This is a genomic window from Arcticibacter eurypsychrophilus (assembly GCF_001730525.1).
GTDB lineage: Bacteria > Bacteroidota > Bacteroidia > Sphingobacteriales > Sphingobacteriaceae > Arcticibacter > Arcticibacter eurypsychrophilus.
Genome location: NZ_MDFN01000002.1, coordinates 96,105 through 121,566, shown reverse-complemented (window position 1 = coordinate 121,566; position 25,462 = coordinate 96,105). Strand labels below are relative to the sequence as shown.

Genomic DNA, 25,462 nt, shown 5'->3' with positions numbered 1-25,462 from the left:
AAGTAAGGATTTAAAAATCTATTTTCCAAGTAAGTAATTGTAAATAAAAGGTTAGAACAGGGATAAGGAATGAGTAAGATTATAGCTTTAGCTAATCAAAAAGGAGGCGTCGGCAAAACCACATCATCCATAAATCTTGCAGCTAGTTTAGCTGTGCTGGAATATAAAACGTTGCTGGTAGATGCAGATCCACAAGCCAACTCCACATCCGGTATTGGTTTCGATCCACGTACAATAAAATCAAGTATATACGAGTGCATTATTAATGATGTAGATCCGCATGATGCCATTCAGGCTACTCAAACGCCTAATCTGGATCTATTACCTGCGCATATCGATCTGGTAGGAGCAGAAATAGAGATGATCAATCTTACTGACCGCGAGTTTAAGATGCGGGCTGTGCTGGACAAGATCAGGGATGATTATGATTTCATTATCGTTGATTGTTCTCCTTCTTTAGGGTTGATTACCATTAATGCTTTAACAGCAGCTGATTCCGTGATCATTCCTGTTCAATGTGAGTATTTCGCCTTAGAGGGGCTTGGTAAACTATTGAACACCATCAAGATCGTGCAAACCAGACTGAATCCTAATCTTGAAATTGAAGGCATACTGTTAACGATGTATGATGTTAGATTAAGGCTTTCTAATCAGGTAGTTGAAGAGGTAAAAGTTCATTTCCATGACCTTGTTTTTGACACGATTATACAGCGTAATACGCGTCTGAGTGAGGCTCCCAGTTATGGGATCTCTGTGATCATGCACGATGCAAATTGCAAAGGGTCCATTAATTATCTTAATTTAGCTAGAGAGATTATCAAGAAAAATGGTCTTGTTAGTGGAAAAGGCGTTAAAAAAGCAATAGTTAATTCATGAGCCAGATAAGAAAAACAGGGTTAGGGAAGGGATTAAGTGCGCTATTGGATGATAGTGACCGCATAATGCCTATGCGTTCGGCACCTGCTACTGATGGAGTGACTTCCCCGGGTAATATAGCTCATATACGCATTAGTCAAATAGAAGTAAATCCATTTCAACCCAGGTCTGAATTTGATCAGGCTTCACTTCAGGAGCTTGCTGATTCTATTAGCACACAAGGCTTGATCCAGCCAATTACCGTTAGGAAATCAGGTTCAGGTTCGTATCAGTTAATATCAGGTGAAAGGCGTCTTAGAGCTTCCAGGATTGCTGGTCTAACAGAGATTCCTGCTTATATCCGTACTGCTAATGACCAGCAAATGCTGGAAATGGCACTTATTGAAAACATCCAACGGGAAAATTTGAATGCTATTGAGGTAGCTTTAAGTTTTCAACGGATGATTGAAGAGTGCAATTTAAAACAGGAAGAGCTTAGCGATCGTGTGAGTAAAAACCGGTCGACGGTGACTAATTATATTCGTTTATTGCGGTTGCCACCTGTAGTGCAGGCGTCTATCCGTGATAATAATATTTCGATGGGACATGCCAAAGCAATTCTTGGACTGGAAGAGGTCGACAAACAACTCTATGTTCACAAAGAGATTCTGAAAAATGGACTTTCTGTTCGTAAGGCTGAAGAGCTTGTTCGTGCTATACAGCAAATGGGAATTCCCAAAACAGGTGCAGGGAAGGTTGAGCCGGTTTCTTTTCAGTTTCAAAAGATCCAGGACGATCTGGCATCTAAGTTTGCTACTAATGTGCGTTTAAGAGTTCAGGGAAAAGGAAAAGGTTCTATTGAAATTCCTTTTATGTCAGATGATGATCTGAGCCGTATACTTGAATTATTAGACTGGTAAATGATTTCTTTAAAATATTTTCTGTTTATAGGGATTATGACATTCACCTTATCCGTGTTTGCACAAACGGATACAGTTGTTGTTAAAGTAGACTCAGCTATGTCTAATCCTGATTCTAAGATGCCTAAAACTACTGTTCAGAAAGATACTGTTGTTTCTGTAAAGGGAAAAGGACTTGGATCAGGGAAAGCATCGGTAGTAAAGGATTCTGCACGCCTTGCTATCGAAAGAATGCCTGGTCAGGCTGCCAGAAGATCTGCAATTGTACCTGGTTGGGGTCAAATCAATAATAAAAGATGGTGGAAAGTTCCTTTTATTTATGGAGGTTTGGTAGGTGCTGGATTGGTATTTGAATTTAATCAACGCTATTATAAGGATATTTTAACTGAACTGCAATACAGGGAACTTCGAGCTGAAGACCAACCGGAAACACAGAATCCTCTATATGCTAACCTGGATAAGGCCGCTCTACTGAGTGGGCGTAATTATTATAGAAGAAGCCGCGATTTAAGTGTATTAGCTGGATTGGGCGTATATGCGATAAATATCATTGATGCTTATGTAGACGCCAAATTTTTTCGGTGGGATATATCAGATGAATTAGCCATTAAAATTAAACCATCTTTACAAAGTTTTCCAGTTAATGCCTCTTTGGTTCCGGTACCGGGGATAAAAATCTGCTTTGCTCTGTAATGTATATTAACATAAAAATATTTCAATGAAGATAGCTCTTTTAGGTTATGGTAAAATGGGACGTATTATCGAGCAATTTGCTGAAAATCGTAATCATGAAATAGTATTAAAAATAGACGAGAACAGTCTTCATTTACTCACCAAAGAGAATCTTCAAAAAGCAGATGTGGCGATTGATTTTAGCACGCCTCATTCTGTAATGCAAAATATCAACGCCTGTTTTGATGCCCAACTTCCTATAGTAGTGGGGACGACGGGTTGGTACAATCAACTGCAGGAAGTAAAAGATCTTTGTATTTCAGGTAACAATACCTTACTATATGGCTCTAACTTCAGTATTGGCGTAAACATCTTCTTCTTTGTAAATAAGATGCTGGCTAAAATTATGAATCCCTATTCTCAATACGATGTGCAGGTAGAAGAAATACATCACATACAAAAGCTTGACGCACCAAGTGGTACGGCAATAACAATTGCGGAGGGGATTTTAGAAGGTCTTAATCGTAAAAGTGAATGGATTAATAATGTGGTTGACGAAGGAAAACAAGTTATTAATCAACCTAACCAGTTATTGATAGAGTCGCTACGAATTGAAGACGTTCCTGGAACACATACGGTGATCTATAGTTCGGAAGTGGATGAAATTGAGCTGAAGCATACTGCACATAGTAGGGCTGGTTTTGCGTTGGGTGCTGTAATCGCGGCTGAATGGCTTAAAAATAAAAAAGGTTTCTATTCGGTAGAAAGTATATTTGATTTTAATAATTAATAATAATTACATGGAAAGTACTGGAATTTGGTTAGTAATAGGTATTCTAACCATTTCAACATTGGTCGGAATGTGGATGCTCTTTGAAAAAGCCAATCGTAAAGGTTGGGAAGCTCTCATTCCCGTCTATAATATGATTGTTGTTCTGAAAATTACAGGAAGACCTCTATGGTGGATTATTCTGCTGTTAATTCCCGTTATAAACTTAATTGTAGCATTGGGTTTGATTGTTGATTTTGCAAAAAGTTACGGTAAGACTTCTTTTCCGGAACATGCAGGTGCTGTGCTTTTGTCCTTTGTGATTTTCCCTTACTGGGGTTTTGATCGGAATACAATCTATCGTGGACAGTCTGCAACAGAGGAATTTCATATAAAATATCCTTATAGAAAATCTGCAGCAAGAGAATGGGGTGACGCAATTATCTTTGCAGTAGTGGCTGCAACCCTTATCCGTAGTTTTCTTTTGGAAGCATATACTATTCCTACAGGTTCCATGGAGAAATCGCTTTTGATAGGAGATTTTCTTTTTGTGAGTAAAGTGAATTATGGTGCACGAATTCCGATGACCCCTATTGCCTTTCCTTTTGCACACCATACCATGCCTCTTATTGGTACAAAAGCTTATTGGGATGGATTAGTGTTAAAATACAGAAGACTTCCCGCACTAGAGGAAATTGAACGTAATGATGTAGTGGTATTCAATTATCCTATGGAAGCGGATGCTCCCTTTAATCGTCCGGTTGATAAGCGCGAAAATTATATCAAACGCTGTATTGCTATTGGTGGAGATACCTTAAGGATTATAAATGCCCAGGTATACGTGAATGGTAAAAAGGGTGTTAATCCTAAGTTTGCTCAAAAGTACAATACGGTAGTTTCGGATGGTACTGATTTTAATCCACAGAAGCTAACGGACATGAATATCGATGCACAGCGACGGTCTGACGTTGATTATTTATTTAATATGACTAAAGGTCAGGCTTTGGAAATTAAAGCTTGGGCAAATGTAAAGGAGGTGAAACCTTACATTCAATCCGCGTCTATGTATGATACAGAGATTTTTCCTAAAGATCCTGCCTTTAAATGGAATGTAGATAACTTTGGGCCAATAATTATACCTAAAAAGGGCTGGACAGTTAAGCTAGACAGTACAAATATTCCACTTTACAAAAGAGCAATTGAAGTTTATGAAGGAAATAAGGTAGAGGTAATCAACCATAATCAAATCAGTATTAACGGTCAGCCTGCTAATTCATATACTTTTAAAATGAATTATTATTGGATGATGGGAGATAATAGAGACAACTCACTTGATTCCCGGTTTTGGGGATTTGTTCCGGAAGATCATATCGTTGGTAAGGCTTTATTTGTTTGGATGAGCTGGAATACAAATGGTACTTTCCTAAGTAAAATTCGTTGGGACAGATTGTTTATGGGCATTAAATAAATTTTATTTGTTGCTGGTTTGTTAAGGTTAATAAATGATTTTTATAAATAGATTTAGGCAATTTATATAGCTGGAGTTTTAGGGAATTGCCAGTACTAAATAAAAAGCACTGTAACCTTTGTTATAAAGATACAAGAAAGGGGTTGTTTTGATTTTCAAAACAACCCCTTTCTTGTATTCTATCCGAATAACTAATGCATTAGTTATTTAGATAGATATCTCCAATTAGGAGATATGAAATAATATTCCATCGAATTAATATTGAATCAATTTATTCTGCATGGATAGAATATTGCTTTCAAACCTAATCCCTTTAAATCCTCCAAAAGAGTATTATTCAATATAAATATTTTTCTATCTAATTTTTAAATTGAATAAAATAATAACTATTAACAAATCAAGAAGGTTGGATTCTTCCAGCTATATCTTGATCCCAACGCTGTGCAGTCGCTGAGTGATAATTCCTTTAAAGCGAAAGGGAAAGTATTAATTATAATTCGATATTACTTTTGCAATTTCTCTATTCCAAGCAATTCAGCTAAAGCTTCCAAGTCTTTCACTACGGGTTCAGATAAAGGAATCCCTTCAACACGTCGGATCTTTTCTGCTTCTGCTTCTGGTTCTCCTGGTATAATTACCGGTTGATTTGGATCTATTGGAACTGCGGCTTTAAAACGTTCAATCCAGCGATCCATGTGTGATTTAAAATCGGCAGTAGGTCTGAAGCCATCAATACGCATTGCGCCATGGAAATGACCAATTCCTTCACCTGGCAAATCGGGTAGTGGATCTAAAAAAGCAACAAAAGGAGGGACCCATGGACCATAATTAGCACCAGATAAAATAGAAGTAAGAATATCCACCGTTGCACTTAATCCAAAACCTTTGTGACTGCCATGATCGCGATCACTTCCTAAAGGTAATAGTGACCCTCCAGTTTTAAGTGCATGTGCATCAGAAGTTGGCAATCCTGTGTTGGTTTGAACCCAACCTTCAGGAATATGTTTACCTTCCCGCTGTGCTATTTCCAACTTTCCATTGGCCGCTGTTGCGGTTGCCATATCCACGACTACCGGGGGATATTTACCTGCAGGGAATGCGTAACACATCGGATTTGTACCCAGTAAACGTTCTGTCGTAAATGTAGGAGCAACCAGCGGACTCGCATTAGTCATCGCAATGCCAATCATATCTTTACTCACAGCCTGCATCGCATGATAACCAGCTATACCAAAATGATTGGAATTTCGTACAGAAACCCAACCCGAGCCATATTTCTCTGCTTTTTCCATAGCCAGTTTCATTGCGAATGGAGCTACAATTAACCCTAATCCGCCGTCACCATCTACAGTTGCAGTACTTGCTGTTTCGTGAATAATTCTGATATTTGGATTAGGATTAATCCGTTTTTTTTTCCAGAGACGGATATAACCGCTTAGTCTTGCTACTCCATGCGAATCGATTCCTCGCAGGTCAGAGGTTATTAATACATCAGCAGCAAGAACAGCATGTTCCCGACTGCAGCCCATTGCATGAAATACAGATTCTGTAAAGGCTCTTAATTTGTTTTCCTGAAAAATGAAGGAACTCATACTTAAGGTTCAATAATAGTGAATTTAATAATTAACATTTAAAGAAGGACTCTTCTTTTAAAATAGGGAAGAGTCCCTAGATACTAAAAAAGCTGCCTCATAGGTTGAAACAGCCTCTTTTTAATTTTATATCAATAGGCTTATAAAAGCTTATATCAAAAGTAACCAAGTTTACTAAAAATGGTTCTTGTAATGAATACCGAATCAATTTTTTAGAAATATAATAAATGCTAAATCTGATCTTATTGAATATTCTTAAGCTAGCTAATCTTTATACTGGTAAATTTTGAAATCAACTCTTAAGAATAAGAACCAGCATAAATCTAATCACATTGAATAATTCGAAGCTAGCTAATCTTATACTGGTAAATTTAAAATCAACTCTTAAGAACGAGAGTCAGGCTAAATCTAATAAGTAGAATTTTTAAAAGCTTATTAAGTCAATAATGATAAATTAAACAACATTTAAGAATGACATCCACACTAAGTGCAGTAAAGAGAGCAGCATTAGATTTAGTTAAAATCCAATACTATTTTGAAGCTAATTAAGGCTCAATAATAGTGAATTTAAAATCAAGAGGTTTGAAACGCTTGACCAGTTCTGCTATAAAATCATCTCCATATTTAACAAAGAATAAACCGAAATTCTCAGACCTTTCCTGTAAACTGTTCCCCGGAAAGTATTTAGTGCGCAGGCCCTCTATTTGAGAAAGTGCACCTTCATGATTCTTTTTCTCTCCCTTTAGGAATTTCTTCTCCAGATTTTCAAGCGTATGATACAATCTTGCTTTTACTGCTTCCGTACTTGGGGCCAATGTCGGATCAATTTTATAAGCTCTAAGCTTAATTTTCTCAAACACAGACTGAAAATCTTTTCGTTCATCCGATAAATTCAAGACATTCTGCGAATTTCTTAATACCCATTCTTTCTGTAAGATTTCTGTACTCTTGAATATATCTTTAGCAGGGATATGAAGCCGGCATAGTTTACTACCAAAAGACTCGTCCGTAATCATAGCCGAGTTGCGAAGAAGCAAAATAGGGAAATCCACCTTAAACGCATCAAAACATTGCTCCAATTGCAACCAATATACCAGTTCAGATCCACCACCTATGTAAGCCAGATTAGGAAGTATGATTTCCTGATAAAGAGGTCGCATTACTACATTAGGACTAAAGCGTTCCGGATAATCCCTGATTTCATTTCTCAGTTCTTCCGCATTGAAACGAATCTCAGAATTTAATAGGTAATAAACACCCTTTTCCTCCACCAAACGTTCTCGCAAATTATCCTTCATGTAAAAGAAGTTGATATCTCTGCTATTAACCTGAGGATCAAAACCTGCTTCTTTAAGCTTGTTAGTCGCTTTCGTAATTGCTGCTGAACTTACTTTGTTAAAAATATCATCTTCAATAACAGACGTAAACTGCGCTTTAAAGTCCTTCTCATCTGCATCAACGATAACTAACCCGTAGCTAGAAAAGAGGGCATTAACTAAGTAGCGGGTAGCAGATGCTAGCGTATCATGATGCAAATAAGCCTCTTCAATGATAGCGGTCAGTCTTTCAGAATTCTTTGAGATCCCCAATGTACTCTGATAAGCCTTTAACGCTTCAGCAATGGTTTCTGGGTTTAAACGGCCTGTCGCACCACTCGCATTTAGTTCCCAATTGATGTTTTTACCAAACAGCTTAACATGGTTGATTTCTGCAAAGTCATGGTCCTCTGTAGCCATCCAATATACGGGTACGAAATCCTTATCCGGATAAGCCTGCTTCAATTCCCTGGAAAGGTTTATTGTCGTTACTATTTTATATATAAAGTAGAGGGGACCGGTGAAGATGTTCAATTGGTGTCCCGTAGTAATCGTATAAGTAGTGTCTCTTAAAAGAAGCTCAATGTTTTCATTTACCTTCAACTGAGATGGCAAGCCAGAATCTAATGTTTCTGAGTACTGCCTAGTCAGTACATCTCTAAGCACTTTTCTGTCTGTAGTAACCCGTCGGGACTCAATTAGATGACCGAAATTAGCTATAGTCGGGAAATGAGAAATGAAAGGCTGGATTTTAGAATCCCCAGCCAGATAGCTCAGAGCGGTAGATGAAAAACTATTTGTTTCGTGATATTCGATGTATGTTGCTTTCATCCTAAGGCGAAAATAGAGCTATTTTTTATAACTCGAAGATGTATTGCTTTATTTGACAATACTTCCATATAAATCAAAGTCATCAGCCCGGTCAATATTGACCTGAACAAAACTACCAATAGTGGCATAATTAATCTCTGCATGCAATAGAACCTCATTATCTACTTCAGGGGAATCAAATTCCGTACGGCCCACAAAATACTCACCTTCTTTTTTATCAACCAAAACTTTAAAGGTTTTGCCCACTTTCTCCACGTTTTTCTCCAATGAGATCTCCTGTTGAATATTCATGATTTCCTCAACTCGTTGTTCCTTGAGTTCTGCGGGAACGTCGTCAACCAGCACATGAGCATGCGTTTTTTCCTCGTGAGAGTAGGTAAAGCAACCCAATCTGTCGAAACGGGTCTCTTCTACCCAATCCTTCATCTCGTTAAAGTCAGCCTCTGTTTCACCAGGATACCCACAAATCAAAGTAGTACGCAAAGCAATTTCAGGCACCTTGTCACGGATAGCGCTAACCAAATCCAGCGTTTTCTGTTTGGTAATACCCCTTCGCATTGATTTTAGCATCGAGTCACTAATATGCTGTAAAGGCATATCCAGATATTTACAGATATTATCACGCTCATTCATCACATCCAGAATTTCCATTGGAAAACCAGAAGGATAAGCATATTGCAACCTGATCCATTCTACGCCGTTTACGTCAGAAAGATGGCGTAACAGCTCATCCAGATTCCGCTTACCATAAATGTCAAGACCATAATAAGTAAGATCTTGGGCAATAAGAATAAGTTCCTTTGTGCCATTACGAACCAACAATTTTGCTTCATTTACCAACTCTTCAATCGGCTTGGAAACATGTTTACCCCTCATCAAAGGGATAGCACAGAAAGAACATGGACGGTTACAACCTTCACCTATTTTAAAATAAGCAAAGTGTGAGGGAGTCGTTAAAAGACGTTCACCCAATAACTCATACTTATAATCAGCACCCAGACTAGACAAAATATCTTTTAAGTCATTGGTGCCGAAGTAGGCATCTACATTTGTTATTTCAGCCTGAAGTTCAGGCTTGTAACGTTCAGACAGACAACCAGTGACAATCACTTTCGCAACCTTTCCCTGTGCTTTCAACTCACTATACTGTAATATGGTATCAATAGATTCCTGTTTGGCATTATCAATAAAGCCACAGGTATTGATAACAATGATATCATCCTTAGAAACGGAATCAGCTTCGTGCACCACATCGATCATGTTACCCCGTAACTGACCCATTAGTACTTCCGAATCGTATATATTTTTAGAACAACCCAGCGTGATTACATTCACTTTAGGCTTCTTAATTAATCCTCTTTTACTTGCAATCTTTGTTATCATATCGTTCCCTTCTTAGCAAATTATTTGAACAGGCTGTTTACAAATTCTTTCCTGTCAAATAGCTGTAAATCATCAATCCCTTCACCAACACCAATATATTTAACCGGAATTTTAAACTGATCTGAAATTCCAATTACGACACCACCTTTTGCTGTTCCATCTAGTTTCGTCAGTGCCAGTGCATTTACATCAGTAGCCTGAGTAAACTGCTTACATTGTTCAATTGCATTTTGTCCGGTAGAAGCGTCCAAAACCAGCAGAATCTCATGAGGAGCATTAGGCACTACTTTCTGCATCACTGTTTTAATCTTCGTCAGCTCATTCATCAAAGCCACTTTGTTATGCAAACGTCCAGCTGTATCAATAATGACTACATCATCGCCGTTAGCTACTGCAGATTGAAGTGTATCATAAGCCACCGAAGCGGGATCAGATCCCATTGGTTGGGCTACCACACGTACACCAACCCGCTCGCCCCACAATTTCAGCTGATCTACAGCTGCTGCCCTGAACGTATCAGCAGCACCAAGTACCACCTTATTTCCTGAAGCCTTCAGCTGATGAGCCAATTTTCCTATCGTGGTTGTTTTTCCAACCCCATTTACACCCACCACCATAATCACATACGGCTTATAGTTGCCATATTCGAACTTCTCAAAATCATTGCTGTTATTCTCTGCAAGAAGCTGCTGAATCTCATCCTTTAATAGGTTATTTAATTCAGAAGCGCCAAAGAACTTGTCACGTGCAACCCGTTCCTGAATCCGCTCAATGATTTTAAGCGTAGTGGAAACACCTACATCAGAGGTAACTAATATTTCTTCCAGGTTATCGAGCACCTCGTCATCAATAGTAGATTTCCCAATTACTGCTTTTGTCAGTTTGGAGAACAAACCATTTTTAGTCTTTTCCAGGCCTTTATCTAAAGCTTCCTGCTCGATCGGCGTGGTTTCCTTCTTTTTAAAAAAATCGAATAATCCCATGATGATGAAATGTGCTGACTATACAAAAAAAGCCCTCCTGATATAAATCGGGACGGCTCCTTACAGTTTTTAAAGGAATATGATTACTATACTTTTTTAATTTCAGCAAGAGCATCTTTAACGTGGTCGTTATGAGCAATAGCTTCTTTAAAAGTGTAAGCGCCAGTCTTTTCAGATCTAACCATCGTGATTACCTTAGAATATTCTTTGCCTTTTCCTGTTTTAAGGGTTGCAACTACTTTCTTTGCCATCTTTTATATTTTAATCAGGTACAAACCTGGATTATTTAATTTCTTTATGAACAGTTACCTTTCTAAGGAACGGATTAAATTTCTTTAATTCTAAACGTTCAGTAGTGTTCTTCTTGTTTTTTGTGGTGATATAACGAGACATCCCAGGTTCGCCACTAGCTTTATGTTCAGTGCATTCTAAAATCACCTGAACACGGTTACCTTTCTTAGCCATTTTTTTATTTCTTTACTTTATTAAATGAATCCTTGTTTAAGGAATTTACTAATCACGGCGCTGATTCCGTTCTTATTAATAGTTTTGATTGCTGAGGTTGATACCTTCAGCGTAATCCAGCGGCCTTCTTCAGGGATGTAAAATTTCTTTACTTTCAAATTAGGATAAAATCTGCGTTTAGTTTTAGCGTTTGAGTTAGAAACGTTAAAACCTTTCATTGCCATTTTTCCTGTTAAATCACAAATTCTCGACATGACTATGTTGTGTATCTTATTGTAAAATCAGCCTCTTTAAGAGTTTGCAAATATCATAAGAATTAATTTAACAAGCAATATTATTTACCTAAATATTTCAAACTTCTGTAAACCAGTATTTTTATATAGGTTTTATACAGAAGATTACTATTTCACACTTTTTATAGATTTATTTCTATACTGTTCTTTAATATGTCTAATTTAATGCCCACTAAACAAATATAAACTCAAGTATGAATGATTCTAAGATGCTGGTTCCTGTTGAAGGCAAAAGCAAACTATGGAGTGTTATCACCGCGTCTTCTGTGGGGACACTTATCGAATGGTATGACTTTTACATCTTCGGAAGTTTGGCGACTATTCTCTCTACCCAATTTTTCCCACTGGCTAATCCTACAGCCGCATTCCTTTCCACGTTAGCCACTTTTGCTGCCGGATTTATTGTCCGTCCTTTTGGAGCATTAGTTTTTGGCAGACTAGGAGATCTCATCGGCCGTAAATACACTTTCCTGCTTACGCTTGTGCTTATGGGTGGATCAACCTTTGCCATCGGCCTCATTCCCGGCTTTGCTACCATTGGCTATGGCGCGCCCATCCTGGTATTATTTCTACGATTAGTACAGGGTTTAGCATTAGGCGGTGAATACGGTGGCGCGGCTACCTACGTTGCAGAACATGCTCCTGCCAATAAAAGAGGTTTCTACACTAGTTTTATTCAAACCACAGCCACAATGGGTCTGTTCTTATCGCTTGGTGTGATTCTTTTGACCAGACATGTCGTTGGGGTCGATTCTTTTAACAGCTGGGGCTGGCGAATCCCATTTCTCCTCTCTTCCTTGCTGGTCATCGTTTCCATTGTGATCCGGATGAAAATGCACGAATCGCCTTTGTTTGCTAAAATTAAGGCCGAAGGGAAGACCGTTAAAAACCCTTTAAAAGAGTCATTCGGACGGAAAGAAAATCTAAAAATGGTTCTTCTTGCTTTATTTGGAGCAACAGCAGGACAGGGTGTTATCTGGTATACCGGTCAGTTTTACGCTCTTTCATTCATTCAGAAAACCATGAATATTGAATTCGTACAATCCAACTATGTGATCGCTATAGGGTTGCTCGTTGCCACACCATTTTTTGTTGTATTCGGAGGGTGGTCTGATACGATTGGCAGGCGAAATATTATGATGGCAGGCATGTTATGCGGTATCCTTTTTTATAGACCCATATACAAACAAATGTATGCCTTGTCTGACCTGAGTGTAAAAACCGAAATGCCTGCTCAATTGCAAATTAAAAATGAAATAAGTAAAACAGAGAGCGGTGAAAATAAAGTAACCCGAACGACGGAAACGCATTATACCGATGGAACAGTCAGTCGTAAAATATCTTCCCAATTGCCTGAACAACAAGCAGTAATAAAATCAGAAGTTGATCTTTCTACCCGATCTTTCTGGATGTTGGTGGGCCTGGTATTTGTGCAGGTTTTATTTGTAACCATGGTATACGGCCCTATCGCCGCTTTCCTAGTTGAGCTATTTCCAACAAATATTCGTTATACCTCTATGTCATTGCCCTACCATATCGGAAATGGGGTTTTCGGGGGACTTACCCCATTCATTGCCATAAGTCTGACCTCCCTTCCAGGAGCTACACCCTTTGATGGTCTTTGGTACCCGATTGGCGTTGCCACCATCTGTTTAATTATCGGAATGGTCTATATTAACAAAAGTACTTACAATACAGCAAACGATTAAAATGAACTCACTAAGAAAATACCTTGGCATTATATGGCTTTTAGCAGGGATTTTACTGGCTGTATTTCTCTTTTACAAGGGCATAACCGTTCTTGGATCAACTGTGGTCCATCCCGAAGATTACGTGTTCTGGTTAGTTATTATAACCATTTTTATTCCCATTATAATTGGGTTTATTTTATTTGGATATTACGCTTTTAAGGGCGAATATAGTAAGGAGATTGACTCCGTTTAATTTTAATATACATTAATACCGCATTGAAATGAGATCATTAAAAGTTTCTTCTTTTGAAAATTATACCGAAGTATACAATTATAGTGTTTCCCATCCTGAAAAGTTCTGGTCCGAAATAGCCGAGAATTTCCAATGGAGAAAAAAATGGAATAACGTCGTCAAATGGAACTTCAGAGACCCGGAAATAAAATGGTATGAAGGAGCAAAACTAAATATTACTGAAAACTGTCTGGATCGGCATCTCGCATTAAACGGAGATAAACCGGCAATTATCTGGGAGCCCAATGATCCCGATGAAGCACATCGCATATTGACTTACAAGCAGTTGTATGATAAAGTTTGTCAGTTTGCACATGTGTTGAAAAATAATGGAGTAAAAAAAGGTGACCGTGTCTGTATCTATTTGCCTATGGTTCCAGAGCTGGCTATTGCTGTACTGGCATGCGCCCGTATCGGTGCTATCCACTCCGTCATCTTTGGTGGTTTTTCTGCTCAATCCATCGCCGACAGGATAAATGATGCAGATTGTTCTTTAGTAATCACTGCCGATGGAGGATTCCGCGGTCCCAAAGACATTTCTTTAAAAGAAGTCATTGATGATGCCCTTGTACAATGCAAGAGCGTAACCAAAGTAGTTGTTTTAACCCGCAGCCGCACACCCGTATCCATGATTAAAGGCAGGGACGTATGGTGGGAAGATGAAATTAAAAAGGTAGAAACCATGGGTAAACATGATTTCCCGGCCGAAGAAATGGATGCCGAGGACGTGTTATTTATCCTCTATACTTCTGGTTCTACCGGAAAACCAAAAGGCATCGTACATACCTGTGGAGGATACATGGTTTATGCTGGATATACCTTTGCCAATGTCTTTCAGTACCAGCCCGAAGAAATATATTTCTGTACGGCAGATATTGGCTGGATCACCGGACATACTTACATTGTTTACGGACCCTTAAGTCAGGGTGCCACATCCCTGCTCTTTGAAGGAATCCCAACATGGCCGGGTCCCGACCGTTTATGGGATATTGTGGATGAATATAAAGTAAATATTTTATATACAGCGCCTACCGCTCTTCGGTCATTAATGAGTTTTGGTAACGATGTTTTAAACGGGAAAGATCTCAGCTCGATTACTAAATTAGGTTCCGTAGGAGAGCCAATCAACGAGGAGGCATGGCATTGGTTTGATGAAAAGATAGGGAAAGGGAAAGCCCCTATTGTAGATACCTGGTGGCAAACCGAAACCGGAGGGATTATGATCAGTCCAATTGCCGGAGTTACACCCACAAAACCGGGTTATGCCACTTTACCTCTTCCCGGAATTCAACCCTGCCTGGTAGATGAAAGCGGAGCGATCATTAAGGGAAATGGAGTTAACGGAAATCTATGTATCAAATACCCTTGGCCTGGTATGTTGCGCACCACTTATGGCGACCATGAACGATGCCGTCAAACTTATTTCTCCGCATATAAAGACTTGTACTTTACAGGAGATGGATGTATGAGGGACGAGGATGGTTATTATAAAATTACCGGACGTGTTGATGATGTATTGAATGTATCCGGACACCGGATCGGTACAGCAGAAGTAGAGAACGCGATAAATATGCATGCCGATGTTGTAGAAAGTGCCGTTGTTGGTTATCCTCATGCTATCAAGGGTCAGGGAATCTACTCCTACGTTATTTTAGGCTCTTCTACGCACAACGACAAGGAGCTCGTGAAGAAAGATATCTTAAAGACCGTTACCCGCTTGATAGGCGCTATAGCCAAGCCGGATAAAATTCAATTTGTGACAGGTCTTCCTAAAACACGTTCAGGTAAAATTATGAGAAGAATCCTTCGAAAGATTGCAGAAGGGGAGACGGGTAATCTTGGAGATACCAGTACGCTGCTGGATCCAGATATAATAGAAGACATAAAAAATGGTGCTTTTTAAATATTTTGAACAATTTTTTTGCTTCCTTGTTATTCTACTGATATCTAATTAAAAGCATAATATAATGGACAAGCTAGAATTAAAAGGCAAGTGGAATGAAATTAAAGGTAAAGTAAAACAAGCATATGGCGATCTTTCTGATGATGATTTGACGTATCAGGAAGGACAAGAGGATGAGTTATACGGACGCCTTCAATCTAAGACAGGTAAAACACGCGACGAAGTTGTTACTTGGTTAAAAGGGTTATAAAAAATTAGAGACTGCCTCATCAGGCAGTCTCTTTAATAGAATATTTTTTTAAACTAATCCCTAAATATGTTTGCGCTACTAAAATCTTACTGATTATAATTTAATTTCAGTAGGCATTAACCTGATAATGTTCGTTGAATCAGAGGCAAAATAAGTATTCATAGACACTCTGCCATCTTCAGTAGCCATAGCCATATTGCCATTCATCTCAATTAAATCTCCCACCTTTAGCTTCGATACATCAGTCTTTATCTTTGATTCAGTTGTTGGAATCTCTATGGCAAACTTAACACCGTAAATACTGGAGTCGCCAGGAATAGTACTTTTTAAGTTAACCTGATCCCCTATAATATTTTCTACTTTAAAGTTCCAGTCTTTAAACGTTAAGGCATTATCGCGGACATATTTATTCAGATTAGTAATAACCCTGTCCTTCAGAATTTGGTTTTGGAAAATATTAACCGTATCCTGTGTTTGCTTTAATCGTACTAAAAAACTATTTTGAGATTTACTGGTCTTTTTTTCACAGGCCATGAGCAGAAAGAGACCCGAAAGGCCAAATAGTATTATTCTTTTCATTATAATCTGGTTTATGTTGACAAATCAACTGAAAAGAATTCTGATTATCAAGCGTTTAAACACGCAATGCAAGCCATTTTACCAGAGTTTGAAGGTATATAAAGTTAAAAAGTGACTTGTTGATCAAACAGGGAGGCTTATCCAATCAAATATTTTTTTAAAATAAAATCAAATATTATTTCTTAAGGCGGTATAACTATTGAAATGAACACCGAGCAGGGAAAAATTGCAGGTTTGCTTCATGTTAAAGATCAGAAAAAACTTCTTCAAAAACGATTGAACGTATTCAAATAAGAAACCTCAAAACCTAAATTTTGAAGCTAATATCAATCAAATATTCACTCCGCATCTTCAATTTACTCGACTTTTTACAAAAGTAGAAGACTCTATTATGAAAATCTACTAATCAATTTTTAATGGCGGTCCAACTACCAGCATTTCATTAGTCGCAAATATTTTTGCAACCTCTTCAATACTTGGATCATGATCAAGAGTGGACATCGTTAGGAAAAAGTTTTCCATTTTTCCTGCAGGCTGAAATGTTACTATCAATTTTCCTTTTTCAGATACTTGTGTCCATGCATGAGAAACTTTCCGAGGTAAAAATATACTGTCGCCAATAGTTAAATCGAACAATTCTTCCCCAACCTTAAAATGATAAGAACCGTCCATAACGTAAAATATTTCGTCCTGCAAAGGATGAATATGTAAAGGCGTTCCTCTGCTTGGAGAAAGCGAAGTCTGTTCAAATATGGCCAAATCTCCATTTGTATCATTGCCGGATATTTTCACATCCAATACATTGGAGTTCACCCCTTTCAACTTGATATGACCATGTATCCTTCCCTCTCCGGAATTAACTTTAAATCCCTTATCTTTTCTTTGAAAAGTATTTTGTGTTTGCGAATAAGAAAGGAACGGTACAGATGCGAATGCTAAAATTGAAGCAATAAATTTGTTTCTCTTCATATGGTCGAATTTAAAGAGTGCTATATAAATTTCATACGATGATCATCGCCTCTTGTGAAGGAGATTTATTATTATTCAAAAATTAACAATTTTATTTTAATGTCCAAAATTGATCATACGAAAAAAACAATACAAACTATTGAAGCTAACAAAAGAGCCTATAAAAAACAAGTCCAAGTGATTCAACACCCGGGCTTGTTTCAATACAATTTTAATTTAATTATTCTTTATTTTTTGAAATACCAATGCGGTACAATGCAATACCCATAATCACAAAGAAGATAAATCCCATCAGCTGATAACCCCCTTCACCCAGGCTTCCTACCAAAGAAGGCTCAATGTTCAGTTTACCAACAGGTACGGAAGTAGTTTCAAAAGCCATAAAGAAGGCATATATAACGCCCATTAACGCTCCTCCAGCAACTAATCCAGTTGAAAATAAACTTCCTTTTCCAAGCTCATCATCTTCAACAACGCCCTTCTTCTTGTTCTTCATATCCACGATTCCTTTAATCGCACCACCTGCAAAAATTGGCAACGTAGTCGATAAAGGTAAATAGGCACCAACAGCGAAAGAAAGTGATTTTACTCCACAAAGCTCCATGGTAATCGACAGAAAAACACCAACCAATACAAATTGCCAATCCAGATTAAAGGACAATAATCCCTTAATCAAAGTGGCCATTAAAGTTCCCTGAGGTGCAGGATATGCATCTGTACCAATCGCATGCATAATTCCCTGAGCCTGCATGGCTGCAGTTGGACGATCCAAAATAGATAAGGTAAGTCCAATTACTACTGCAGATACAATCGCCCCAATAAACAGCGCAAGCTGCTGATAACGCGGAGTAGCACCCACAATATAACCCGTTTTTAAATCCTGAGATGTACCTCCTGCATTTGCAGCAGCAATGCAGATCATACTACCCACTACCAAGGCCATAGGTTCAAATAACTTGCCTGTCCAGCCTACACTGATAAAAACCAGACAAGTGGCCATCAACGTAGCAATGGTCATCCCTGAGATAGGATTTGAACTCGAACCGATCAAACCAACAATCCTGCTGGAAACCGTAACAAAGAAAAAACCAAAGACGATAACCAGGACACCGATAATAAATTTATTAAAGAAGGTATCACCAGGCACCTGAGGTAAAATCATCATCAGGGCAACTAATGCCAAACTTCCAAATATGACAACTTTAAAAGAAAGATCATCTTCGGTTCTTTTAACAACGGCCACATCTCCGCCGGCTTTAATCGAACCCAAACTCGATTTAAAAGAAGATATAATGGTTGGAATCGTTTTTATCAAGGTAATAAACCCTCCGGCTGCAACCGCACCAGCACCAATCTGTCGGATGTAAGCCCGGTAAAGCGCCCCTGCATAATCAGCGAACGTCTTCGTAATCGGATCCCATGACCCCGCACCACCAGGAGTGGCCAGATCTTTTAAGTAACCCAATTTAATCAGCTGAAGTGCTGTAGTTTCCTGGGGAACCAATGTAGCCAGCAAGGGAATTAAACCCAACCATGCCAAAACACCACCCGCAACCAGTACGCCAGCAATTTTTGGACCTATGATATAACCAACCCCCATATATTCCGGGGTGATTTCCCCATTCACCGTAGCGGAAGGGAAATAACGGTTACTTTGTTCCGTAACCCATGCCGGACTCTCTGCAATCACGTGAAACACCTTCTGCAAAATCGCATAAGCAAAAGCAAATCCCAATCCCTGGTAAGCGGTCTTAGCAAAATCGCCACCCTTTTCTCCGGCAATCAATACCGAAGCACAAGCCGTTCCTTCCGGGTAAGGCAAAGTACCATGTTCATCTACAATCAATGATTTGCGCAGTGGGATCATCATCAATGTTCCCAGAATTCCACCTAAAGCAGCCAGGATAAAAATAGGCCAGTACGAAAAGAAACCCTCTCCGTTACTGCCTGCAGATAGAAATAGAAATCCAGGAAGGGTAAACACAACCCCTGCGGCAATAGACTCACCCGCAGAACCGGTAGTCTGAATAATATTATTTTCCAGTATGGTCGTCTTAAAAAACTTCCTTCCTATCGAAATGGCAAGAACAGCAATTGGAATAGAAGCAGACACCGTAAGTCCTGCTTTCAGCGCCAGATATACAGTTGCCGCTCCGAAGATGACACCAAATATGGCACCCAGAAGGATAGACTTGACTGTAAATTCCGCCACCCGCTCGCCGGCAGCAATATAAGGCTTGAACTCTTTCTCTGGTTTAATCTCTGACATGGTTTATATATTACTGAAATGACTTTGCCACAAAAGTATTATGATTAATCGCAAAAAAGAGAAAAAAACTTCTTTTAATCGTGATAATTTGATTCCAGGACCCAAATCAGATAAAAAGGAATTGTAGTTTTGCCCAATGGAAAAAAATAAGGCTGTTTTTCTGGACCGCGATGGTGTTTTAAATCAGGAAATGGGAGATTACGTATGCAAGATGGAAGACTTTCATATTTTGGAACATAACTTTGAACCCCTGAAAGCACTGCAAGATCGTGGATATCTTTTGATTATCATTACGAATCAGGGCGGAACTGCTAAAGGATGGTATACTGAAGAAACGTTAGCTGAAATGCATGACGCTTTACGAGCCGCCTACACGAAACATGGAATTCATATCAGTGAAGTCTATTATTGCCGGCATCACCCGGATTATAACGGCAGATGTCTTTGTCGCAAACCCAACTCACTCATGCTTGAAAAAGGAGTAGCACGTTTTAATATTGACGCCTCCAAATCCTATTTCATTGGCGATCGCGAACGCGATATCGAAGCAGGAGAAGGAGCAGGTCTTACCGGAATACTCATTGATTCCAATCAACCAATCGGGGAGGTACTTCACCTGATCGCTTAAAACAAAACAAGCCGTCTCCTACAAAGAGACAGCTTGTTTTACTCTAAAACTCTAAACATGTTTAATTATACTTGCGCCGGTTCGTTCTTTTCTAAAAGCTCTTTGTTTAGGAACACAAATTTCTGATCAAATACATCCAGTAAAATGTGACTGTCTTTATCAATTTTACCCGATAGGATATCCTTTGAAAGCTCATTTAAAATTCGTTTTTGAATTACCCTTTTCAACGGACGTGCTCCAAACTGAGGATCATATCCCAATTGTGAAAGCCAATCCAGCGCTTCATCAGAAGCCTCTATCGTAACCCCCATCTCAGCCAGGGTATCCTGTACATGTCTAAATTGCAGGGTAACAATATCTCTCAGTTCCTTCCGGTTTAGCGGAGTAAACATGATCAACTCATCAATCCTATTTAAAAACTCAGGACGAATAGTCTGTTTCAGCAATTCAAACAATTGGTTTTTCGTTTTTGCCACAATCTCATCCCGGTTACTATCAATCAGCAAGCTAAAGTTTTCCTGGATCAAGTGCGAACCGATATTGGAAGTCATGATGATAATCGTGTTTTTGAAATTTACCACCCGGCCTTTATTATCCGTTAAACGACCATCGTCCAACACTTGCAACAAGATGTTAAACACATCCGGATGGGCTTTTTCAATCTCATCCAGCAAAACCACACTGTAAGGCTTCCTTCTCACTGCCTCAGTAAGCTGTCCCCCTTCCTCATAGCCCACATATCCCGGAGGCGCCCCAATCATACGGGAAACCGCATGACGTTCCTGGTACTCACTCATATCGATTCTGACCATGGATGATTCATCATTAAACAGGTACTCAGCTAAAGCCTTAGCCAGTTCAGTTTTACCCACACCCGTAGTTCCAAGGAAAATAAAGGATCCAATAGGCCTGTTTTTATCCTGTAAACCCGCACGGGAACGACGTATCGCATCCGAAATAGCCTCTATCGCTTCATCCTGTCCAGCCACCCGCTTATGCAGTTCCTCTTCCAGATGAAGCAGTTTAACCCGCTCGCTTTGCACCATTTTAGTAATCGGGATGCCAGTCCAGCGCGATACCACACCCGCGATATCATCAGCCGTAACTTCCTCTTTCAGCATCCTGCTATCCACCTGTTTCTCAGCAAGCTCAGCCTTTAACACTTCAATTTTATCCTGAGCTTCTTTAATCTTTCCATAACGGATCTCCGCAACACGGCCATAATCACCAGCACGTTCTGCCTGTTCCGCTTCGAGCTTATAATTTTCAATCTGCTCTACCAGGTTGTTGGCTCCATCAACCAGGTCTTTTTCGCCCTGCCAGCTAGCTCTTAACGAATCGCGTTCAGCAGAAAGGTTTGCAATCTCTTCACTCAGTTCCTGCACCTTCTTGGTATCATTCTCCCTTTTAATCGCTTCCCGTTCAATCTCCAGCTGCATAATCCGGCGTTCAATCTCATCCACAGCTTCCGGCACAGAATCCATTTCCAGTCGCAATTTAGAAGCCGCTTCATCCATCAGGTCAATGGCCTTATCCGGTAGAAAACGATCCGAGATATACCGTTGTGAAAGTTCAACAGCCGCAATAATAGCCTCATCTCTGATCCGCACCTTATGATGCGATTCATAACGCTCCTTCAATCCCCTTAAAATAGATATAGCATCCGCGGTATCCGGTTCATCCACCATCACCTTTTGGAAACGGCGTTCCAGCGCTTTATCCTTTTCAATATATTTCTGGTACTCGTTTAGGGTAGTTGCTCCAATTGCACGAAGTTCCCCACGAGCCAATGCCGGTTTCAAAATATTTGCTGCATCCATGGCACCCTCTCCACCTCCGGCACCTACCAGGGTATGGATCTCATCAATAAATAAGATGATCTCTCCGTCACTTTGGGTTACTTCCTTAATCACGGCTTTAAGTCGTTCTTCAAACTCCCCTTTATATTTTGCTCCTGCTACCAGGGACCCCATATCCAGGGAATAAACAGTTTTAGATTTCAAACTTTCTGGCGCATCACCTTTTATAATCCGGAAGGCAATTCCTTCAGCAATAGCAGTTTTACCCACACCGGGTTCCCCAATTAGAATGGGGTTGTTTTTAGTACGACGAGAAAGAATCTGAATTACCCTTCTGATCTCGTCATCACGACCTATAACTGGATCCAGTTTACCCGATTCGGCATATTCATTCAAATTACGCGCATATTTATTCAGCGCATTAAAAGTTGCTTCCGCATTTTGGTCAGTTACTTTATTGTTGCCCCTTAAGTCGACAATCGCTTTTTTAAGATCTTTTTCCGTAACGCCGGCATCTTTCAGCATAGAACTCACCTTACCGGAGTTAGCTAAAAGTCCTAACAGAATATGTTCAACAGATATAAATTCATCTTTGAACTCTTTAAGATAACCTTGTGCCTTTTGTAAAGTGTTGTTGGTGTCCGCAGAAAGGTAAACATTACTTCCAGTGACTTTAGGATAACTTTGTATTTCCGCGTCCAGTACAGTATTCAGACGGTTGACATTCACGTTGAGTTTCTTCAGCAGGAAATTAACAACGTTTTCATCAACTAAGAGCAAACCCTTTAACAGGTGCGCATTTTCAATCGCCTGCTGCTGATTTCCAGTAGCTATTTCAGAAGCTTTTTGCACGGCTTCCTGGGCTTTAATTGTATAGTTGTTAAAATTCATTATTGTTGTTGTTTTGTATTCATTAAGGACAAAACAGCTGCCAATGTGAAATAGTTACGTCCAATATGAAATATTGTCTGTTAAATTTAAATTGAAATGACTAAAAGTCTATTTTTTAACAAGTTAAAGGGATGGTATATGCTTATTTGGCTTAATAAGAATAGGAGATCCTTATAATGAATTGGTTAGCTCGTTAAAATTAAGAAGAGTAGGAATGTAATTAAATCAATACCTTTTTGAGCTCAGTTACCTGAAAATCAGTAAGCTTTTTTAATGGGCCACTTGCCATCATTTTCATCATCATATTCAACTCAGCAGATACAGTAAGTATAGCTTCAGTACTATCCTTGTCAAGGCTGGTTACTACCCAGCGCATTTCTAAATTGAAGGGAACTTCACTAGCCGGAATAATGATGACACTAATATTGGGAATCCGGTTAGAGATCTTCAACGAAAGCCGGGACATGTTTTTGATTGCAAAACTAGCATCATTCGTCGTAGATACCCATTCGGAAATAGAATCAGGCATCAGTTGCTGATGATTATTGAAATCTTTAAGAAAAGCAAAAACATCCGCTACAGGTTTGTTGATGCTTGTTTTACTTTCAAAAACTGTCATTTTCGTCTTTTACAATGATTCAGAAATAGAGCCACTCCAATCATTTGGATTGGTCTTCCACTTTCTTAAAAGTTCAACATCTTCCTTGCTGATATAGGTATGTTCAGATGCATATTCAATCAGCGCATTATAATTAGATAAAGTAGAGAATTTACATTTAGCGTTTTTAAAGTTTTCTGTTGCTTCAGTTAAACCGTAACTAAAGATGGCAACCATGCCAGCCACATCACATCCCGCAGCGCGTAACGCTTCCACTGCATGTAAACTGCTTTTACCTGTAGAAATCAGATCTTCCACGACAACTACACGTTGTCCTTCATGTATTTCACCTTCTATTAAACTTCCGGTTCCGTGTTCCTTAGCAGCTGATCGTACATAGGCAAAAGGTAATCCTAATTCCTGGGCAACTAATACACCCTGAGGAATCCCTGCGGTTGCAACACCACAAACTACACCTACAGATCCGTATTCTTCCTGAATTAATGCAGCCAGGTTCTGTCTGATATAAGTTCTAATGGACGGATATGAAAGCGTGATGCGATTGTCACAATATATAGGCGATTTTAACCCTGACGCCCATGTAAAGGGTTTGGTAGGTTGTAATTTAATAGCTTTTATTTGTAACAAAAATTCAGCAACTTTCTGCTCAATCTCACTTTTGTTGATCATGGTATAAAGGTATAGAATTTAAATTAAAGGGGTTTGTTGTTATTTCTGATGGGTTCACAGAAACTTTCATATGAAAAAACGATTTAAATAAGGAATTATCAGAATTACTTTCTTTAGCCTTTCTTTTTGGTTTATTATTTAAATCCACCACCATATACTTAGGTGTCAAAAGTATGAAAGCAAATCGAAATTGAACAAACAAAGACGTATTTATTTTTAAAATCATGGGTTTCATAAATATAAAGGGATGGATTGAAAATAATAGCGATATTAACGTGATACTACTCTCCAGTGATCGTATAAATACGAAATCTATGCGTAATTATAGTAGTGATTTTTCAATTTTAATAAAGATCTAGCTAGTGCATAATCATTTGTTAATTATTATTTTAGCGTACCAATTATCATATGGATACAAAACAATTTATACCAAGCCTTTCGGCCCTTGCACATCTTCGTTTGGTGTTCTCCTTTTTTTTGTTTCCAGTATTTTTATTTGCTTTAAGTCAGACTCCAGTTGTAAACATGAGTCAAGCGTTTCTTATATTTTTTATTTGGCACTTTCTTGCTTTCCCTGCAAGCAATGGGTATAATAGCTATTTTGACAAGGATGAGAAGAGCATAGCACTGTTAGAAAAGCCACCAGAAGTAGATCTCAGCCTTTATTATTTTTCTTTACTGCTCGAGATCGCAGCCTTTGTATTGTCATTTTTTATCAGCTGGTGGTTTGCAATTGCTGTTCTTATTTATGGAATGATTTCAAAAATGTACAGCCATCCCTCTATTCGGTTAAAGAAGTATCCGTTTATAAGTTTTTTAGTGGTTTTCTTTTTTCAGGGAATATTTTTTTATTGGAGCACCTATTTCGCACTTGTAGATATTGATCCTTTTACCGGCTCGCTGGGCCATCAGATCATTGCAGGAGCTATCTGTTCCTGCCTGATCGGGGCATCTTATCCGCTTACCCAGATTTATCAGCATGAGGAAGACCGTAAGCGGGGAGACCATACATTGAGCTTACTTTTGGGCTATAAAGGCTCATTCCTCTTTTCCGGAGGATTGTTTATTGCTGGTCTCATCCTAACTTTCTTTTATTGGAAATCCAGCGGCTCTTTAACTAATTTCTATCTCTTTTTAATCTGCATTGCGCCAATCTTCATCTTTTTCACCTGGTGGTTTTACAAAACCGTTCAAAATACAATTTACGCCAGTTTTAAAAACGCAATGCGAATGGTCTTTATCAGTTCGATATGTATGGTGATCTATTTTGGAATGTTAGTATGGATGCGGTGAGTTCTTCAACAATTAATCAAATAAATAAATAAATAAATAAATATTTTTAATTTAATTAATATA

General features: G+C 38.8%; 24 protein-coding genes. 11 read left to right on the top strand and 13 right to left on the bottom strand.

All coding sequences use genetic code 11. From position 1 onward, the window contains the following. Nucleotides 1-69 precede the first annotated feature (69 nt). From BFL47_RS02140 to lepB, 5 genes are read left to right on the top strand one after another with little or no spacing between them, the layout of a single operon-like run. Nucleotides 70-876 (top strand): ParA family protein, encoded by an 807-nt coding sequence (locus BFL47_RS02140; RefSeq protein WP_069658149.1) that lies wholly within the window; start codon nt 70-72, stop codon nt 874-876. After that, complete coding sequence (locus tag BFL47_RS02135) at nt 873-1,775, top strand: ParB/RepB/Spo0J family partition protein (protein ID WP_069658148.1); 903 nt, start codon at nt 873-875, stop codon at nt 1,773-1,775. Before BFL47_RS02140 ends, BFL47_RS02135 begins: the two co-directional genes overlap by 4 nt. A 36-nt stretch (nt 1,776-1,811) precedes the next feature. Beyond that, complete coding sequence (locus BFL47_RS02130; protein WP_139125729.1) at nt 1,812-2,468, top strand: DUF5683 domain-containing protein; 657 nt, start codon at nt 1,812-1,814, stop codon at nt 2,466-2,468. A 25-nt stretch (nt 2,469-2,493) separates the two neighbouring features. After that, entirely contained in the window at nt 2,494-3,237 is a 744-nt protein-coding gene (gene dapB, locus BFL47_RS02125) for a 4-hydroxy-tetrahydrodipicolinate reductase (RefSeq protein ID WP_069658146.1), read from the top strand. Nucleotides 3,238-3,247: 10 nt separating this feature from the next. Next, complete coding sequence (gene lepB, locus BFL47_RS02120; RefSeq protein ID WP_069658145.1) at nt 3,248-4,684, top strand: signal peptidase I; 1,437 nt, start codon at nt 3,248-3,250, stop codon at nt 4,682-4,684. Nucleotides 4,685-5,187: 503 nt separating this feature from the next. Here lepB and BFL47_RS02115 read toward each other — a convergent pair. From BFL47_RS02115 to rpmB, 7 genes are all read right to left on the bottom strand, one after another. Continuing rightward, nucleotides 5,188-6,276, bottom strand: a complete 1,089-nt coding sequence (locus tag BFL47_RS02115) for an Ldh family oxidoreductase (protein WP_069658144.1) — start codon at nt 6,274-6,276, stop codon at nt 5,188-5,190. 545 nt (nt 6,277-6,821) lie between these two features. Further along, nucleotides 6,822-8,423 (bottom strand): bacillithiol biosynthesis cysteine-adding enzyme BshC, encoded by a 1,602-nt coding sequence (gene bshC / locus BFL47_RS02110; protein ID WP_069658143.1) that lies wholly within the window; start codon nt 8,421-8,423, stop codon nt 6,822-6,824. A gap of 48 nt (nt 8,424-8,471) precedes the next feature. Further along, on the bottom strand, nt 8,472-9,806 hold the full coding sequence (rimO, locus tag BFL47_RS02105; protein ID WP_069658142.1) for a 30S ribosomal protein S12 methylthiotransferase RimO: 1,335 nt from the start codon (nt 9,804-9,806) through the stop codon (nt 8,472-8,474). A 20-nt stretch (nt 9,807-9,826) separates the two neighbouring features. Further along, complete coding sequence (ftsY, locus tag BFL47_RS02100) at nt 9,827-10,789, bottom strand: signal recognition particle-docking protein FtsY (RefSeq protein ID WP_069658141.1); 963 nt, start codon at nt 10,787-10,789, stop codon at nt 9,827-9,829. An 86-nt stretch (nt 10,790-10,875) separates the two neighbouring features. Further along, on the bottom strand, nt 10,876-11,040 hold the full coding sequence (locus BFL47_RS02095) for a DUF4295 domain-containing protein (protein ID WP_016195815.1): 165 nt from the start codon (nt 11,038-11,040) through the stop codon (nt 10,876-10,878). Nucleotides 11,041-11,071: 31 nt separating this feature from the next. Then, complete coding sequence (rpmG, locus tag BFL47_RS02090; RefSeq protein WP_016195814.1) at nt 11,072-11,254, bottom strand: 50S ribosomal protein L33; 183 nt, start codon at nt 11,252-11,254, stop codon at nt 11,072-11,074. Nucleotides 11,255-11,274: 20 nt separating this feature from the next. Further along, the gene (gene rpmB, locus BFL47_RS02085) at nt 11,275-11,508 is read right to left on the bottom strand and encodes a 50S ribosomal protein L28 (RefSeq protein WP_040299920.1); all 234 of its coding nucleotides are present in this window, start codon (nt 11,506-11,508) and stop codon (nt 11,275-11,277) included. Between the two features lie 233 nt (nt 11,509-11,741). Between rpmB and BFL47_RS02080 the strand changes: the two genes are divergently transcribed. The 4 genes from BFL47_RS02080 to BFL47_RS02065 all read left to right on the top strand — a co-directional run bounded on the left by BFL47_RS02080 (nt 11,742) and on the right by BFL47_RS02065 (nt 15,683). After that, the gene (locus BFL47_RS02080) at nt 11,742-13,256 is read left to right on the top strand and encodes an MFS transporter (RefSeq protein WP_069658140.1); all 1,515 of its coding nucleotides are present in this window, start codon (nt 11,742-11,744) and stop codon (nt 13,254-13,256) included. 1 nt (nt 13,257) lies between these two features. Then, nucleotides 13,258-13,491 carry a DUF6814 family protein gene (locus tag BFL47_RS02075; protein ID WP_069658139.1) on the top strand — a complete coding sequence of 78 codons (234 nt, stop codon included), beginning with the start codon at nt 13,258-13,260 and terminating at the stop codon, nt 13,489-13,491. Nucleotides 13,492-13,519: 28 nt separating this feature from the next. Further along, nucleotides 13,520-15,433, top strand: coding sequence for an acetate--CoA ligase (gene acs / locus BFL47_RS02070; RefSeq protein WP_069658138.1), 1,914 nt, complete (start codon nt 13,520-13,522; stop codon nt 15,431-15,433). Between the two features lie 64 nt (nt 15,434-15,497). Then, nucleotides 15,498-15,683 (top strand): CsbD family protein, encoded by a 186-nt coding sequence (locus BFL47_RS02065; RefSeq protein WP_069658137.1) that lies wholly within the window; start codon nt 15,498-15,500, stop codon nt 15,681-15,683. A 93-nt stretch (nt 15,684-15,776) separates the two neighbouring features. Here the strand turns inward: BFL47_RS02065 and BFL47_RS02060 are convergent, their stop codons facing one another. The 3 genes from BFL47_RS02060 to BFL47_RS02050 all read right to left on the bottom strand — a co-directional run bounded on the left by BFL47_RS02060 (nt 15,777) and on the right by BFL47_RS02050 (nt 19,500). Further along, complete coding sequence (locus tag BFL47_RS02060; protein ID WP_069658136.1) at nt 15,777-16,262, bottom strand: hypothetical protein; 486 nt, start codon at nt 16,260-16,262, stop codon at nt 15,777-15,779. 402 nt (nt 16,263-16,664) lie between these two features. Beyond that, nucleotides 16,665-17,231, bottom strand: coding sequence for a cupin domain-containing protein (locus BFL47_RS02055; protein WP_069658135.1), 567 nt, complete (start codon nt 17,229-17,231; stop codon nt 16,665-16,667). Nucleotides 17,232-17,451: 220 nt separating this feature from the next. Beyond that, entirely contained in the window at nt 17,452-19,500 is a 2,049-nt protein-coding gene (locus BFL47_RS02050) for an OPT family oligopeptide transporter (RefSeq protein WP_069658134.1), read from the bottom strand. A 136-nt stretch (nt 19,501-19,636) separates the two neighbouring features. Here BFL47_RS02050 and BFL47_RS02045 point away from each other — a divergent pair, with 136 nt between their 5' ends. Further along, the gene (locus tag BFL47_RS02045; protein WP_069658133.1) at nt 19,637-20,128 is read left to right on the top strand and encodes a D-glycero-alpha-D-manno-heptose-1,7-bisphosphate 7-phosphatase; all 492 of its coding nucleotides are present in this window, start codon (nt 19,637-19,639) and stop codon (nt 20,126-20,128) included. Nucleotides 20,129-20,193: 65 nt separating this feature from the next. Here the strand turns inward: BFL47_RS02045 and clpB are convergent, their stop codons facing one another. From clpB to pyrE, 3 genes are all read right to left on the bottom strand, one after another. Beyond that, on the bottom strand, nt 20,194-22,818 hold the full coding sequence (gene clpB, locus BFL47_RS02040) for an ATP-dependent chaperone ClpB (RefSeq protein WP_069658132.1): 2,625 nt from the start codon (nt 22,816-22,818) through the stop codon (nt 20,194-20,196). A gap of 220 nt (nt 22,819-23,038) precedes the next feature. Further along, on the bottom strand, nt 23,039-23,437 hold the full coding sequence (locus tag BFL47_RS02035; protein WP_069658131.1) for an SRPBCC family protein: 399 nt from the start codon (nt 23,435-23,437) through the stop codon (nt 23,039-23,041). 9 nt (nt 23,438-23,446) lie between these two features. Next, a complete protein-coding gene (gene pyrE, locus BFL47_RS02030) occupies nt 23,447-24,106 on the bottom strand; it encodes an orotate phosphoribosyltransferase (RefSeq protein ID WP_069658130.1) in 660 nt (219 codons plus the stop codon). A gap of 408 nt (nt 24,107-24,514) precedes the next feature. Between pyrE and BFL47_RS02020 the strand changes: the two genes are divergently transcribed. Next, the gene (locus tag BFL47_RS02020; RefSeq protein WP_069658128.1) at nt 24,515-25,399 is read left to right on the top strand and encodes a UbiA family prenyltransferase; all 885 of its coding nucleotides are present in this window, start codon (nt 24,515-24,517) and stop codon (nt 25,397-25,399) included. Nucleotides 25,400-25,462 lie beyond the last annotated feature (63 nt).

What these genes read in the sequence shown, in the direction of transcription:
- BFL47_RS02140 (WP_069658149.1), top strand. Translation starts at nt 70, where the DNA reads ATGAGTAAGATTATAGCTTTAGCTAATCAAAAAGGAGGCGTCGGCAAA.
- BFL47_RS02135 (WP_069658148.1), top strand. Translation starts at nt 873, where the DNA reads ATGAGCCAGATAAGAAAAACAGGGTTAGGGAAGGGATTAAGTGCGCTA.
- BFL47_RS02130 (WP_139125729.1), top strand. Translation starts at nt 1,812, where the DNA reads ATGACATTCACCTTATCCGTGTTTGCACAAACGGATACAGTTGTTGTT.
- dapB (WP_069658146.1), top strand. Translation starts at nt 2,494, where the DNA reads ATGAAGATAGCTCTTTTAGGTTATGGTAAAATGGGACGTATTATCGAG.
- lepB (WP_069658145.1), top strand. Translation starts at nt 3,248, where the DNA reads ATGGAAAGTACTGGAATTTGGTTAGTAATAGGTATTCTAACCATTTCA.
- BFL47_RS02115 (WP_069658144.1), bottom strand. Translation starts at nt 6,276, where the DNA reads ATGAGTTCCTTCATTTTTCAGGAAAACAAATTAAGAGCCTTTACAGAA.
- bshC (WP_069658143.1), bottom strand. Translation starts at nt 8,423, where the DNA reads ATGAAAGCAACATACATCGAATATCACGAAACAAATAGTTTTTCATCT.
- rimO (WP_069658142.1), bottom strand. Translation starts at nt 9,806, where the DNA reads ATGATAACAAAGATTGCAAGTAAAAGAGGATTAATTAAGAAGCCTAAA.
- ftsY (WP_069658141.1), bottom strand. Translation starts at nt 10,789, where the DNA reads ATGGGATTATTCGATTTTTTTAAAAAGAAGGAAACCACGCCGATCGAG.
- BFL47_RS02095 (WP_016195815.1), bottom strand. Translation starts at nt 11,040, where the DNA reads ATGGCAAAGAAAGTAGTTGCAACCCTTAAAACAGGAAAAGGCAAAGAA.
- rpmG (WP_016195814.1), bottom strand. Translation starts at nt 11,254, where the DNA reads ATGGCTAAGAAAGGTAACCGTGTTCAGGTGATTTTAGAATGCACTGAA.
- rpmB (WP_040299920.1), bottom strand. Translation starts at nt 11,508, where the DNA reads ATGTCGAGAATTTGTGATTTAACAGGAAAAATGGCAATGAAAGGTTTT.
- BFL47_RS02080 (WP_069658140.1), top strand. Translation starts at nt 11,742, where the DNA reads ATGAATGATTCTAAGATGCTGGTTCCTGTTGAAGGCAAAAGCAAACTA.
- BFL47_RS02075 (WP_069658139.1), top strand. Translation starts at nt 13,258, where the DNA reads ATGAACTCACTAAGAAAATACCTTGGCATTATATGGCTTTTAGCAGGG.
- acs (WP_069658138.1), top strand. Translation starts at nt 13,520, where the DNA reads ATGAGATCATTAAAAGTTTCTTCTTTTGAAAATTATACCGAAGTATAC.
- BFL47_RS02065 (WP_069658137.1), top strand. Translation starts at nt 15,498, where the DNA reads ATGGACAAGCTAGAATTAAAAGGCAAGTGGAATGAAATTAAAGGTAAA.
- BFL47_RS02060 (WP_069658136.1), bottom strand. Translation starts at nt 16,262, where the DNA reads ATGAAAAGAATAATACTATTTGGCCTTTCGGGTCTCTTTCTGCTCATG.
- BFL47_RS02055 (WP_069658135.1), bottom strand. Translation starts at nt 17,231, where the DNA reads ATGAAGAGAAACAAATTTATTGCTTCAATTTTAGCATTCGCATCTGTA.
- BFL47_RS02050 (WP_069658134.1), bottom strand. Translation starts at nt 19,500, where the DNA reads ATGTCAGAGATTAAACCAGAGAAAGAGTTCAAGCCTTATATTGCTGCC.
- BFL47_RS02045 (WP_069658133.1), top strand. Translation starts at nt 19,637, where the DNA reads ATGGAAAAAAATAAGGCTGTTTTTCTGGACCGCGATGGTGTTTTAAAT.
- clpB (WP_069658132.1), bottom strand. Translation starts at nt 22,818, where the DNA reads ATGAATTTTAACAACTATACAATTAAAGCCCAGGAAGCCGTGCAAAAA.
- BFL47_RS02035 (WP_069658131.1), bottom strand. Translation starts at nt 23,437, where the DNA reads ATGACAGTTTTTGAAAGTAAAACAAGCATCAACAAACCTGTAGCGGAT.
- pyrE (WP_069658130.1), bottom strand. Translation starts at nt 24,106, where the DNA reads ATGATCAACAAAAGTGAGATTGAGCAGAAAGTTGCTGAATTTTTGTTA.
- BFL47_RS02020 (WP_069658128.1), top strand. Translation starts at nt 24,515, where the DNA reads ATGGATACAAAACAATTTATACCAAGCCTTTCGGCCCTTGCACATCTT.